The sequence below is a fragment of the Sphingomonas desiccabilis genome (assembly GCF_004135605.1).
In the GTDB taxonomy this organism is placed as follows: Bacteria; Pseudomonadota; Alphaproteobacteria; order Sphingomonadales; family Sphingomonadaceae; genus Sphingomonas; species Sphingomonas desiccabilis.
On the sequence record NZ_SDPT01000002.1, the window covers coordinates 410,148 to 423,444 of the forward strand.

The window sequence follows — 13,297 nt, forward strand, 5'->3', positions numbered from 1 at the left end:
CCGCGCATCGCTCGACCCAAAGACCGAGGAGTTGCAGGTGACAGAAGCGACGGGCGCGCGATCCTTTCATGATGCCGCCGCACGAGCGGCGCCGCTGCGCGCGATCGGTGCGGTGACGGAGATCGCCGGATCGGCCAGCCAGATCCTGCTCAACCTGGAGACGGTGAACACCCTCACCAACGATCCCGACCCCGCCATCGCCGCGGCCGGCCAGATCGGCAGCCAGGTGAAGATCCGCGCGGGCGGCAACTGGCTGATCGCCAACGTCCGCGCGATCCGCGCCGCGCCCGAAGAGGAACGCCAGGCGCTCGCCACCATCGACTTCCTGGGGGAGGCGGACGAGGACCGCGCCACCGGCGGCCTTCACGGCTTTCGCCGCGGCGTGACCCGCTATCCGATGCCGGGTACGCCCGTCTATCCGCTTGCCACCGCCGACCTCCATCAGATGTACGCCGCCGACGAGCGCGCCCACATCGAGATCGGCACCGTCTATCCCACCGACAACATCCGCGCCGCGCTCCAGGTCGACGCCATGCTCGGCAAGCATTTCGCGCTGCTGGGTTCCACCGGCACCGGCAAGTCGACCGCGGCCGCGCTGATCCTCCACCGCATCTGCGATCTCAGCCCCGAGGGGCACATCGTGATGATCGATCCCCACGGCGAATATGCCGCCGCGTTCGAGGGGATCGGCGCGCTCTACGACGTCTCCAACCTCCAGATGCCCTATTGGCTGATGAACTTCGAAGAGCATTGCGAGGTGCTGCTCACCACCTCCGGCTCCGAGCGGCAGGTCGATGCCGACATCCTCGCCAAGTGCCTGCTCGCCGCCCGCTCCAAGAACCGGCTGGCGCAGGAGATCGGCAAGCTCACCGTCGACGCGCCGATCCCGTACCTCTTGTCGGACCTCACCAACATCCTCGCCCAAGAAATGGGCAAGATGGACCGCGCGGGCGATACCGCGCCCTATCTGCGGCTCAAGGGCAAGATCGACGAGATCAAGGCCGATCCCCGCTACGCCTTCATGTTCTCCGGCATGCTGGTGGCGGACACGATGGCGTCGTTCCTGTCGCGCGTGTTCCGCCTGCCGTCGGGCGGCAAGCCGATCTCGATCATCGACGTGTCGGGCGTTCCGAGCGAGATCACCTCGGTGGTGGTCGCGGTGCTCAGCCGGATGGTGTTCGACTTCGCCATCTGGTCGCGCAACGAGCCGCAGCGCCCGATCCTGCTCGTCTGCGAGGAAGCGCACCGCTACGTCCCCAACGAGCGCAACGCCGATGCGTCGTCGGTCGGCCGCATCCTCAGCCGCATCGCCAAGGAAGGGCGCAAATACGGCGTCTCCCTGGGGCTCATCACCCAGCGCCCGTCCGACCTGGCGGAGGGCGTGCTGTCGCAATGCGGCACCATCCTCTCGATGCGGCTCAACAACGATCGCGACCAGGCGTTCGTGCGCGCGGCGATGCCGGAGGGTGCGCGCGGCTTCCTCGACACCATCCCGGCGCTGCGCAACCGCGAGTGCATCATTTCGGGCGAGGGCGTCACCACGCCCGTGCGCGTCCGCTTCGACTCGCTCGACGAGGCGCAGCGCCCCGCATCGGGCGACCCGCTCTTCTCCCAGCTCTGGCGCGAAACGGGTGGCGAGGAGGCGATCCTGGAGCGCACCATCCGCCGCTGGCGCGCGGGACGGTAGCGGGAGCTACCCCCAGCGTACCCCGGCGAAGGCGGGTGCGAAAAGGCGGTTCCCGCGACGCCCCGAACACCCCCGTGCTCCTGCCTGCGCAGGAGCACGGCACTCAGCGGCGGTGGCGTCAGTCCGCCTTCGCAGCCCCGGTCGGCACCGCCATCAGCCGCGCATAGGTGGCCTTGAACCGCCGCAGGTCCTCGCCGCTCAGCTGCTGCACGCTCGCCAGCGACACGGAGCGCGGGTTCACCGCCGCGCCGTTCTTCCACAGCTCGTAATGAAGGTGCGGCCCCGTCGAGATGCCGGTCGACCCGACATAGCCGATCACCGAGCCCTGCCGCACGCGCTGGCCCGCGCGCACCGCGATTCGGCTCATGTGGCCATAGCCGGTGGCAAGCCCGCCGCTGTGGTTGAGCTTCACGAAATTGCCGTAGCCGCCGGCCCGCCCCGCGCGCGCGACCACGCCGTCCGCGGCCGCCCGGATCGGCGTGCCGGTCGGCGCGGCGATGTCGAGCCCCTTGTGCAGCCGGCGGAAGCGCAGCAGCGGGTGCACCCGCCAGCCGAAGTTGGAGGTCAGCCGCCCGTTGATCGGCATGGTCATGCCGCCGCGCCGCTCGCCGATCCCCTTGGGGTCGTACCACTGGACCTTGCTGCCCTCTTCCCAGCGCAGCAACCGCACCGAGCGCCGGCCCTGGTCCAGTCCGGCGTAGAGCAGCTTGCCCAGCTGGACCTCGCCCGTCTCCGCGCGCCGGCGCTCGATGATGATGTCGAACCGGTCGTTGCCGCCCACCCGGCCCATCGGCACGCGGGTCGACAGCGACTTGATATAGGCCTCGACCGCCTTGGCCGGCGCACCGGCTGCACGCGCGGCGTGGTAGAGGCTGCTCCCCACCCGGCCCTGGACGCGCAGCGGCGTGTGGTCGATCGCGATCGGAATGGGCTTCAGCGCAAGCCCGCCCTCGGCCCGCGCGAGCTCCAGCGCCAGGTCGAAGCGCGCGCGGAACGCCAGCTTCTCCAGCGGCCGCGGCTGCGACTTGGTCTCGCGCCGCCCCAGCGTGATGTCGAGGCGCGTGCCCGGGTTGAGCTCGCCCGGGCTCACCCGGCTGCCGATCAGCGCCACCGCGCGCGCGGCATCCTCGGCGCCGACGCCCGACCGCTTGAGCACGACCGCCAGCCCGCCGCCGTTCCCCAGCGTCGCGGTCAGCTCCAGAATCGGCCGCTCCGGCGTGTCGGCGAGCGGCCGCACGCCGGCGGTCGCCGCCATCCGCATGCCGCTGGTGGCGCCCAGCGCCCGCGCGCCGAACGCCTGCGCGCGCGCTTCTTCCCAGTCGCGGCCGTCGAGTGCTGCGGGAACCGCCGCCCGGATCGGCCGCCCGAGCCCCGGCGACAGCATCCAGCCGGCCGCCAGCAGCGCGGCGCAGGTGGCGGCGCCCCGCCACCATTCGCGGGAGCCGATCTGGGAGCCCAGGTCCGGCGCCAGTTCGAAGTGGGGGAAGCGCAGCTGCAGCCGATCGCCGAGCGTCGCGGCACGGGCCGGCGCCTCCATGCGGCCGAACGAGCGCGCGCTGGCGCCGCCGGCGAATTGCAGTTCGTGATCGCTGCGCAAGAACAAGAAAGGCGCGCCCCTTGTGTCGACCGCCCGACCCGGTCGAGCCATTCCCCTGTGCAACCAGACCCTTAAAGTCAAACTAATGCGGGCCCCGCCAGCACCTCCCCGCGTCCAGCCGTGGCGCGCAGACGGCCAGCGGCAAGCGGAGCGCCGACGGACAAGGCGCCATCCGGGGAGGGAGGCGGGACAGGCGGAGGTCGCCGCCGTTCTTCGGCCGCCAGGAGCTGAAGCCCGTCGACGGGGGAATGCGATAGGGACGGGCGGCGAGGCGGGGCAGGCCGTGGCCTGCCCCGCGCTGTGCGCCTTACCAGTAGAAGTTGCGGATCACGTCCACCACGCGGCCCCGGCGATAATCGACCAGCAGCACGTCGTCATAGTGACGCACCCAGCGCAGGCCCGGGCGGGCGGGCGGCAGGCGATAGCGCCACGGATCGGCGATCACATAGCGGCTGCCGTAATAGGGCGGGGCGATGCGCCCGCCGACGCGGAAGCTGGAATAGCGGAACGGCGCCTGCCACGGGCCGCGGGCGTACAGCCTGCGGTTGCCGTTGCGGTATGCGCGCCAGTCGTCGCGACCCCAGCGATGATCGCGGGCATAGTTGCGCGGGGCCGGGCGCATGCCGGGGCGGACATGGTGGCGATCATAGCGGTCGTAGCGGCCACGCGTCTCGTGGCGGCGGTCGTCGCGATGATCCCGGCGCTCCCATTGCTCGCTGCGGGACTGGGCGCTGGCGGCAGCCGGGACGACCACGCCGGACAGGGCGGTCGTGACGGCAAGGGCTGCAAGGATAAGGCTACGCATGGGACCTCCTCTACACTGCGGGCATTGCCCGATGGTGGAGAGGTAGCGCGCCGTCGCTGAACGGCGCGGAAACCGGTTCGTCAGGGAAACGAAAGCTGCGCGTGGGCCGCGCAGCCCTGCTCGCTTACTGGTTCGGGTTGCCGCCGCCCGGGCCGCCCATGCCGGCGGCGCCGACGGTGCCGATGTTGCCGAACAGATCCTGGAAGAAGCTGTGCTCACGGCCGAGCGTCGGGGTCTTCTTGCCCGACGGGCTGATCGAGGCGACCTGCTCGATGCCGGTGCGATCGATCGACTGGACGGTGCCGTTCTGGTCGAAGCGGACGCGGATCGTGGTCTGCTCCTTGGGGTTCGGGCGGTTGAACGCCAGGTTGCGGCTGTCGCGCGACAGATAATACCATTCGGTGTTGCCGCTGCCGAACTGGCCGGTGAAGGTGGGATGGCCGAGCGTGCTGGTCACCGACTCGCGATTGTCGACGCCCGGCTGGACGGCATTCACGAGATCGGCGTCGATCACATAGCCCTGGTGCGTGCGCACGCGCGTGCAGCCCCCCAGGCCCAGCGCGGCCAGCGCCACGGCGGCAACGGCAATGCCGTGGTGCGCAAACAGCTTCATCGACTTCCTCCAGCAAACCCGGCGGGCGATTGCATCACGCGCCGATCGCCTCAATATGCGGGCCGGCGGTGCGCGACAAGGCCGCCCGCCGTTTCCGGTCCGTCTTTCGAAAGCCGTCATGCGCCTGCTCGACCTGTTCCGTTCCCCGCCGCCCGATCCGCTCGCCCCGTTGTACGACGCCGTGATCGCGCGGGCGCGCCAGCCGCACTGGTATGTCGAGGGCGCGGTGCCCGACACCACCGACGGCCGGTTCGACATGCTGGCGGCGGTGCTGTCGATGGTGCTGCTGCGGCTGGAGGACACGCCCGAGGGCGCGATGCCGGCCGTGCGGCTGGCGGAGCGGTTCGTGGACGACATGGACGGGCAGCTGCGCCAGTCCGGCATCGGCGACATCGTGGTCGGCAAGCACATCGGGAAAATGATGGCGATGCTCGGCGGACGGCTCGGCGCCTATCGCGAGGGGCTGGCGGCGGGGGCGCTCACGCCCGCGTTGCTGCGCAACCTCTATCGCGGCGAGGACCCGGGCGCGACCGCGCTCGCCCATGTCGCGGGCGGGCTGGAGGCGCTGCACCGCGCACTCGCCGCGACGGCGATCGACACCCTGCTTGCTGGAAGGCTTCCCGAATGACCCCCAATCCCGAATTCAGCCGGCCGCACCGGCTCGATCGCATCGGCGCGGGCGACAGCGACGTGCACGTCGAGGCGACCCCGGAGGAGCGCGCGGCGCTCGCCAAGCGGTTCCGCCTCGTCTCGATCGACGCGCTGGCGGCGGACTTCACGCTGCGCCGGGATGCGGCGGGCGTGGTGGCGCGCGGCACGCTGCACGGCGCGGTGGTGCAGAGCTGCGTCGCGACCGCCGAGCCGGTGCCGGCGACGATCGACGAAAGCTTCGCGCTGCGCTTCCTGCCCGAAGGCACGCCCGAGGGCGACGAGGTCGAACTGTCGGCCGAGGAATGCGACACCATGTTTTTCGAAGGCGGCGCGATCGACCTGGGCGAGGCGGCGGCGGAGACGCTGGCGCTGGCGCTCGACCCGTTCCCGCGGGCGCCCAACGCCGATGCGATCCTGCGCGAGGCGGGCGTGGTGCGCGAGGACGAGGTGCAGCCGTTCACGGCCTTTTCGGTGCTCAAGGACAAGCTGAAGTAAGGTGCCCGTGACCGCCGGTCCGCAGAACCGCCGGCCCGGCGTGGTGCTGGCGATGCTGCTGCTCGTCTACAGCTTCAACTTCCTCGACCGGCAGATCCTGAGCATCCTCGCGATGCCGGTAAAGGCGGACCTGAAGCTCTCCGACTCGCAGCTGGGGATGCTGGGCGGGCTGGCGTTTGCGACGCTCTATTGCACGCTCGCGATTCCGCTGGCGATGCTGGCCGACCGGACGAGCCGCAGCTGGGTCATCACCGTCAGCCTGGCGGTGTGGAGCGGCTTCACCGCACTGTGCGGCACCGCGCAGGGCTTTGCGCAGATGTTCCTGTTCCGCGTGGGCGTGGGGGTCGGCGAGGCGGGGGGCGTCGCCCCCTCCTACGCGCTGATCGCCGACACCTTTCCGCCGGGCAAGCGCGCGCGGGCGCTCGCCATCTATGGCCTGGGAATCCCGATCGGATCGGCCGCCGGCGTGCTCTTGGGCGGCGCGATCGCGGCGGCGGTCGAATGGCGTACCGCTTTTGTCGTGATGGGCGTGGCGGGACTGCTCACCGCGCCGCTCTTCCGGTTGCTGGTGCGCGATCCGCCGCGCACGCGTACCGGACAGGCGCCGCTGCTGCCGGTGTTCGGGATGCTGGCGCGCAAGCCGAGCTTCTGGCTCATCTCTCTGGGTGGGGCGGCGGGATCGACGGCGGGCTATGGCATCGCCTTCTGGATGCCCAGCCTGATGATGCGCAGCTTCGGGCTGGATCTTGCAGAAACCGGGCGGTTCGTGGGCGCCTTGCTGCTCACCGGCGGCGTGGCGGGCATCCTGCTGGGCGGCGTGATCGCCGATCGCTGGGGACGGCGGACGCGGCGTGCCTATGCGCTAGTGCCGGCGATCGCCTATGCGGCGGGCGTGCCGCTCTTGGCGGCGGGGCTGCTGTCGGGATCCTGGGTCGCCGCCTTCGCGCTGTTCCTGGTGCCGCAGGCGCTGGTCTATGCCTGGCCGGGGCCGCTGCTGACGGCGGTGCAGCAGCTGGTGCCGGCGGTGATGCGCAGCACGGCGAGCGCGTGCTTCCTGCTCATCAACAACCTGATCGGGCTGGGGCTGGGATCGTGGCTGGTGGGTGCGCTGTCGAAGGCGTGGGCGCCGCAGCTGGGCGACGAGGCGCTGCGCTACGCGATGCTGGCGGCGCTCGGCTGCTACCTGCTCGCGGGCGCGCTGATGGCGGCGGCGGCGCGGGTGCTGCCGGGCGATTGGGTGGACGAGTAGCGACAGCGGCGGTGGCGCACCCTATATCGACGGTGCCGGCGCAACGACGCCGTGCACGCAGGAGAGATGTATGACCGCCGCCGACCCGACCGTGATCCTGTCCTATGCCCGCACGCCGATGGGCGGGTTTCAGGGGGCGCTCGCGGCCGTACCCGCCACCCGCCTGGGTGCTACCGCGATCCGCGCGGCCGTGGAGCGCGCCGGCGTCGCCCCGGAAGACATCGAGCGCGCCTATATGGGCTGCGTGCTGTCGGCGGGGCTCGGCCAGGCGCCGGCGCGGCAGGCGGCGCTCCATGCCGGGCTGCCGCAGTCGGTTGAGGCGACCACGGTCAACAAGATGTGCGGTTCGGGGATGAAGGCGGCGATGATGGCCGCCGACGCGCTGGCGGCCGGGTCGTGCGACCTGATCGTGGCGGGCGGCATGGAGAGCATGTCCAACGCGCCGTACCTGATGACCAAGCACCGCGCTGGCGCGCGCATCGGCCATGGCACGATCTACGACCATATGATGCTCGACGGGCTGGAGGACGCCTATGAGCCCGGCCGCGCGATGGGCACCTTTGCCGAGGACAGTGCCCGCGAATACCAGTTCACGCGGGAAGCGCAGGACGCGTTCGCGATCGAATCGCTGACCCGCGCGCAGGCCGCGCAGGCCTCGGGCGCGTTTGAGCGGGAGATTGTCCCGGTCGAGGTGGTCGGGCGCAAGGGCAGCGTCACCGTGACCGCCGACGAGCAGCCGGCGAAGGGCGACGTCGCCCGCATCCCTACGCTGAAGGCCGCCTTTGCCAAGGAAGGCACGATCACCGCCGCCAATGCTTCCTCGATCTCCGACGGGGCGGCGGCGCTGGTGCTGACGCGCCAGTCGGTCGCGGACGCACGCGGGCTCAAGCCGATCGCGCGCATCGTCGCCCATGCCGCCCATGCGCGGGCACCGGCGCAGTTCACCACCGCGCCGGTGGGGGCCGTGCAGCGCGTGCTCGACAAGGCGGGCTGGTCGGTCGCCGACGTCGACCTGTTCGAGATCAACGAGGCGTTCGCCTGCGTGGCGATGATCGCGATGCAGGACCTGGGGATCGCGCATGACCGGGTGAACGTGCACGGCGGCGCCACCGCGCTGGGGCACCCGATCGGCGCCTCGGGCGCGCGGGTGCTCGCGACGCTGCTGTCGGCGATGGAGGCACGCGGTGCCCGGCGCGGGGTCGCCACGCTGTGCATCGGCGGGGGCGAGGCAACCGCGATGGCGGTCGAGCGGCTCGATTCATGATTTCTGGGGGGAGAAACAGTCAATGCGCCGTCGTGACCTGTTGGGGGCCGGCATGGCCCTGCCGCTAGCTTCGGGCGTGCTTGCCGCGCCTGCACCCGCCTTGCCGCGCGGCATCCGGCGGCTTTCGCCCAAGCTCGACGCGATCCTGGATGCGAACGCGCCGGTGGAGATGCTGGGCGGCGGCTATCAATGGTCGGAGGGGCCGGTGTGGGTCCCGCGCGGCGGCGGCATGCTGCTGTTCTCCGACGTGCCGGCCAACCGCATGTGGCGCTGGCGGCGGGACAAGGGCTTCGACCTGTTCCTGGAGCCGTCGGGGCTTGTGGGGCCGATCCCCAAGTCAATCCGGGAAGCGGGATCGAACGGGCTGGCGCTCGACGGGCGCGGGCGGCTGCTGATCGCGGACAGCGGCAGCCGCGTGGTGGCGCGGCTCGACTTCGCCACCAAGCGCAAGACGACGGTGGTCGACCGCTTCGAGGGCAAGCGCTTCAACAGCCCCAACGACGTGATCTGCGCCAGCGACGGCGCGCTCTATTTCACCGATCCGCCCTATGGGCTGGCGGGCGAAGGCGAGTCGCCGCTGCGCGAGCTCGACTTCTGCGGCGTGTATCGGCTGGCGCCGGACGGGCGGCTGGAGGTGCTGGACCGCAGCCTCACCCGGCCGAACGGCATCGCCCTCTCGCCCGACGAGGGCACGCTCTACGTCGCGGTGTCGGACCCCAAGGGGCCGGTGCTGGTCGCCTATACGCTTGACGCGCGCGGCATGCCGACCGCCAAGCGCGTGCTGGTGGATTTCGCCGCCGACGTGGCGGCGGGGTTGCCAGGGCTGCCGGACGGCATGAAGGTCGCGGCCGAGGGGCATCTGTTCGCGAGCGGCCCCGGCGGCATGCACGTGCTGAGCCCCGAGGGCGAGCGGCTGGGGCTGATCCAGAGCGGCGACGTCATCTCCAACTGCACGATCGGGGAGGGGGGGGCGGCGCTGTACATGTCGTCCAACCATGCGATCGCGCGGGTCGCGTTGAAGCCGCGGGGGTAGGTCGGGGGACGGGGGCGACCGCAGCTTGTACCCCGGCGAAGGCCGGGGCCCAGTTGGGGTGGCCTCTGAGGTTGGGCGCTCGCCTTTGCCGCTTTCCCACCTGGGCCCCGGCCTTCGCCGGGGTACGAAGGAAGGGGAAGGCGTCGTTCCCCTCGCCGTGGTCCCGCGCAGGCGGGAGCCCAGGGTTTCGACCGCTGGCGGTGGTTCGTTTGGCCCTGGATCCCGCCTTCGCGGGGGATACGGGGGCGGGGTGTGGCGTCGTTCCTCTCAAGCAGGCGTGGAGGGGCGACCGGGCTCCGGCCTTCGCGTGCGTCACAGAATGCCCGGGAAGGTGCCGCCGTCGATCAGCAGGCTCTGGCCGGTAATGTAGCCGGCGTGGGCCGAGCAGAGGAAGGCGCAGGTGGCGCCGAACTCGGCCGGGGTGCCGAGCCGCCGGGCGGGGATCGAGGCTTCGCGCCTGGCGCGCTCCTCGGCCTCGCTCGCACCGGACTTGGCCGCGGCCTGCGCGACGATGCTGGCGATGCGGTCGGTGTCGAAGGAGCCCGGCAGCAGGTTGTTGATCGTCACGTTGGCGTGGGCGACCGAGCGGGCGACCCCGGCGACGAGGCCGGTGAGCCCGGCACGCGCGCCGCTCGACAGGTCGAGGCCGGGGAGCGGCATCTTCACCGAGCCGGAGGTGATGTTGACGATCCGGCCGAAGCGCCGCTCGACCATTCCCGGCAAGAGCGCGTGGATCAGCAGCGTCGGGGTGACGAGGTTGCTTTCCAGCCCGGCGCGGATCTTGTCGGCGTCGAGGTCCTCGAACGGGCGGAGCGGCGGGCCTGCGTTGTTGTTGACCAGGATGTCGGCATCCGGCGCGGCGGCGAGCAGCGCCTGGCGCCCCGCCTCGGTGCCGACGTCGGCGGCGACCGCGATCACCTCCGCGCCGGTCGATTGCCGGATCGCCGCGGCCGTCGTCTCGAGCTTTTCGGCGTTGCGGCCGTTGAGGATGATGCGGGCGCCCGCCTCGGCCAGCGCCTCCGCGCAGCCGCGGCCGAGCCCGGCGCTGGAGGCACAGAGGATGGCGGTGCGGCCGGCGATGCCCAGGTCCATGGTCTTGCTCCTTTTTTTGCGCGCCTGTCCGATCCCGTTGGCGGCCGCATTTGCGTTGAAACCGCGCATGGTCCATTTTAGGGCCTGGTCAAAGAGTTGAGTGGCGCGTGACGACGGTAGAGAAACTGCAGGAAAGCGCGCCGGTCGGCCATGACCTTTCGGCCTGCGATCGGGAACCCATCCATCTCTCCGGGGCGATCCAGCCGCACGGACTGCTGCTGATCGTCGATGCGGCGACGTTCAGGACGGTTGCGGGTGCGGGCGACCTGGAGGCGCGGCTTGCGTCCGACTGGCTCGACCGCCCCATCTCGGAGCTCATCGGCCAGGACCTGGAGGCGCTGCTGCGTTCGGCCGACATGGGGCCGGGGGGAACGCTGCGGCTGGCGCCGGTGGTGGCCGCCGGCGGGACGCTGGAGGCGAGCCTTCACCGTTCGGGCGACATGCTGATCGTCGAGCTGGAGCCGCAGCCGGAAACGTCTCGCCCGGCGATCGAGGTGCTGGTCGGCCTGGAGCGCGCCGCCGCGACCTTCGAGCGGGCGGCCGACCTGGTCCAGCTGTGCGAGCGCGCGGCGGTGGCCTTTCGCCAGCTCACCGGCTTCGACCGGGTGATGCTCTATCGCTTCCTGGACGATGGCGCGGGGGTCGTGCTGGCGGAGGACCGGGCACCGGGGCGCGACAGCTTCCTCAATCATCATTTCCCCGCCTCCGACATCCCGCGCCAGGCGCGCGCGCTCTATGTTCGCAACCGCGTCCGCGTGATCCCGGACGCGGGCTACACGCCCGCGCCGATCCGGCCGGAGTCGGCGAACCAGGGCGGGATCGACCTGTCGGACGTGGCACTGCGCAGCGTCTCGCCCATCCACCTCCAGTATTTGCGCAACATGGGCGTGGAGGCGTCGGCCTCGATCTCGATCGTGCGCGATGGCGTGCTGTGGGGGCTGGTCGCCTGCCATCACGACAGCCCGCGCCGGATGGGCCCCGAATTGCGCGCCGCCGCCCGCGCGCTCGCCGGCGGCCTCGCCCGCCAGATCCGCGCGCAGGAGGAAGCCGAAAGCTATCGCGAGCGGCTGCGGCTGCATGCGGGCGAGGACCTGGTGATCGCGCGGCTGGGCGGCGAGCAGCCGATCCGGGTGCAGCTGGCCCAGTGCGGCAAGGAGCTGGCGGAGCTGCTGGACGCCGACGGCTTTGCGCTGGTGTGCGGCGATACCGTGTCGCGCGAGGGGCATTGCCCCGACGATGCGGACCTGCTGCGGCTGGCCGAGTGGGTGAACGGGCAGGGCGGCGGGCTGGTGGTCAGCCGGGAGCTTTCGACCCCGTTCCCGCCGGCCGAGCGCTATGCCGGGGTCGGCAGCGGCCTGCTGGGCATGCCGATCGACGGCATGGACTGCATGGCGATGTGGTTCCGGATGGAGGAGGTCGAGCGCGTCAATTGGGCCGGCAATCCGCACAAGGCGGTGGAGGTGGAGCCCGGCGCGGTGCTGACGCCGCGCGCCTCGTTCGAGAGCTGGTCGCAGATCGTGCGTGGCCGTGCGCGCCGCTGGACGCTGGAGGAGGTCAAGGCCGCCCACCGGCTGCGCGGCGTGCTGCACGACCTGCGCCAGCGTGCGCGGCTGCGCGAGCTGAATGGCCAGCTGTCGGAGGCGAACCGCGAACAGGAGCTGCTGCTGCGCCAGAAGGACGTGCTGATGCACGAGGTGAACCACCGCGTGCAGAACAGCCTGCAGCTGGTTTCCGCCTTCCTGGGCATGCAGGCGCGCGCGGTCGACGATGCCACCCTGACGAGTCACCTGACCGAGGCGCAGGCGCGGCTGTCGGCCGTGGCGCTGGTCCACCGGCGCCTCTATCGCGACGACCAGGTCGAGGCGGTGGAGCTCAGCCGCTACCTGGACGAGCTGATGACCGACATGCGGGCGTCGCTGGGGAAGGATTGGGGATCGGCGCTGCGCGTCTATCTCGCGCCGGTGCTGGTGCCGACGGGCCGCGCGGTGGACATCGGGCTGATCACGACCGAGCTGGTCATCAACGCCACCAAATATGCCTATCCGGGCACCACCGGCCCGATCACGGTGATGCTGGAGCAGCACCGCGCCAATCTGCGGCTGATCGTCGAGGACCAGGGGCGCGGCAAGAGCGGTGCCGGCGAGGGCTTCGGCAGCCGGATGATGAAGGCGCTCGTCGGCAGGCTGGGCGGCGAACTGGCGTTCGAGGACAATGCGCCCGGACTGCGCGTAATCCTGACCGCGCCGATCGAGGAAAGCGGCCGCTAGGCGGCCTCGGCCGCCTGCTGGTAGAGCGAGAAGCCGGCGGCGGCGCCGGCAAGCGCGGCCTCGATCCAGCCGGAGCCGCCGGCCTCGCCCGCCTGATCGAGCCAAGCGAGAAAGGCGCGCCATTCGCCCTTCTCATGCGCGGCGGAGAGGTAGCGCGCGGGCAGCCCCGCGCCCACCTGCCGCGCGAGATAGACGCCGCCCAGGCGCGATCCCTCCACCACATAGGCGAGGCCGGCGACCGCCGCGGCCTCTTGCGGCAGCGCGAGCGGCAGTTCGGGTGGAAGCGGCTGGCCGAGGTCTGCGAGGTCCTGGGCCAGCAGCGGGGTGCGTGGGCGCCATAGCGGGAGCGCCGGAGCCGCTGCCATCGCCGCCTCCGCCACCGGCAGCGCGCGGGCGTGGGCGACCAGCATCGCGGCATAGCTGTCGCGGTCGGCGAGATCGAAGCGCGCAAAGGCGGCGTCGACGCGCTCGTGCGCGGCGCGGGTGGTTTCGCGGAGAAGGGCGCTGGCGTGCATCGCGGCGGCTGTACCGCCGGCGCCGGGCC

12 protein-coding genes are annotated in these 13,297 nt (G+C 71.4%); 7 read left to right on the forward strand and 5 right to left on the reverse strand.

The features are described 5' to 3' along the window. Window positions 1–37: 37 nt before the first annotated feature. Complete coding sequence (locus EO081_RS10115) at window positions 38–1,687, forward strand: ATP-binding protein (RefSeq protein WP_375781657.1); 1,650 nt, start codon at window positions 38–40, stop codon at window positions 1,685–1,687. Between the two features lie 118 nt (window positions 1,688–1,805). On the opposite strand, the gene EO081_RS10120 is transcribed toward EO081_RS10115, so the two are convergent. The 3 genes from EO081_RS10120 to EO081_RS10130 all read right to left on the reverse strand — a co-directional run bounded on the left by EO081_RS10120 (window position 1,806) and on the right by EO081_RS10130 (window position 4,702). Next, window positions 1,806–3,290, reverse strand: a complete 1,485-nt coding sequence (locus EO081_RS10120) for a M23 family metallopeptidase (RefSeq protein ID WP_129341824.1) — start codon at window positions 3,288–3,290, stop codon at window positions 1,806–1,808. A 301-nt stretch (window positions 3,291–3,591) separates the two neighbouring features. Beyond that, a complete protein-coding gene (locus tag EO081_RS10125; RefSeq protein ID WP_129341825.1) occupies window positions 3,592–4,089 on the reverse strand; it encodes an RcnB family protein in 498 nt (165 codons plus the stop codon). Between the two features lie 124 nt (window positions 4,090–4,213). Then, the gene (locus tag EO081_RS10130; protein ID WP_129341826.1) at window positions 4,214–4,702 is read right to left on the reverse strand and encodes an outer membrane protein assembly factor BamE; all 489 of its coding nucleotides are present in this window, start codon (window positions 4,700–4,702) and stop codon (window positions 4,214–4,216) included. A 118-nt stretch (window positions 4,703–4,820) separates the two neighbouring features. Here EO081_RS10130 and EO081_RS10135 point away from each other — a divergent pair, with 118 nt between their 5' ends. The 5 genes from EO081_RS10135 to EO081_RS10155 all read left to right on the forward strand — a co-directional run bounded on the left by EO081_RS10135 (window position 4,821) and on the right by EO081_RS10155 (window position 9,394). Then, complete coding sequence (locus EO081_RS10135; protein ID WP_129341827.1) at window positions 4,821–5,330, forward strand: ubiquinol-cytochrome C chaperone family protein; 510 nt, start codon at window positions 4,821–4,823, stop codon at window positions 5,328–5,330. Then, entirely contained in the window at window positions 5,327–5,848 is a 522-nt protein-coding gene (locus EO081_RS10140) for a DUF177 domain-containing protein (protein ID WP_129341828.1), read from the forward strand. Before EO081_RS10135 ends, EO081_RS10140 begins: the two co-directional genes overlap by 4 nt. Before the next feature lie 52 nt (window positions 5,849–5,900). Further along, the gene (locus EO081_RS10145; protein ID WP_129342449.1) at window positions 5,901–7,097 is read left to right on the forward strand and encodes a spinster family MFS transporter; all 1,197 of its coding nucleotides are present in this window, start codon (window positions 5,901–5,903) and stop codon (window positions 7,095–7,097) included. A gap of 70 nt (window positions 7,098–7,167) precedes the next feature. Next, window positions 7,168–8,361: an acetyl-CoA C-acyltransferase gene (locus EO081_RS10150; RefSeq protein ID WP_129341829.1), complete on the forward strand. Its 1,194-nt coding sequence runs from the start codon at window positions 7,168–7,170 to the stop codon at window positions 8,359–8,361. 52 nt (window positions 8,362–8,413) lie between these two features. After that, window positions 8,414–9,394 (forward strand): SMP-30/gluconolactonase/LRE family protein, encoded by a 981-nt coding sequence (locus EO081_RS10155; protein ID WP_240697628.1) that lies wholly within the window; start codon window positions 8,414–8,416, stop codon window positions 9,392–9,394. Between the two features lie 312 nt (window positions 9,395–9,706). Here the strand turns inward: EO081_RS10155 and EO081_RS10160 are convergent, their stop codons facing one another. Beyond that, window positions 9,707–10,486 (reverse strand): SDR family oxidoreductase, encoded by a 780-nt coding sequence (locus EO081_RS10160; protein WP_129341831.1) that lies wholly within the window; start codon window positions 10,484–10,486, stop codon window positions 9,707–9,709. Window positions 10,487–10,593: 107 nt separating this feature from the next. Between EO081_RS10160 and EO081_RS10165 the strand changes: the two genes are divergently transcribed. Beyond that, window positions 10,594–12,753: a histidine kinase dimerization/phosphoacceptor domain -containing protein gene (locus EO081_RS10165; RefSeq protein ID WP_129341832.1), complete on the forward strand. Its 2,160-nt coding sequence runs from the start codon at window positions 10,594–10,596 to the stop codon at window positions 12,751–12,753. On the opposite strand, the gene EO081_RS10170 is transcribed toward EO081_RS10165, so the two are convergent. After that, window positions 12,750–13,268 (reverse strand): biliverdin-producing heme oxygenase, encoded by a 519-nt coding sequence (locus EO081_RS10170; RefSeq protein ID WP_129341833.1) that lies wholly within the window; start codon window positions 13,266–13,268, stop codon window positions 12,750–12,752. The genes EO081_RS10165 and EO081_RS10170 overlap by 4 nt on opposite strands. Window positions 13,269–13,297 lie beyond the last annotated feature (29 nt).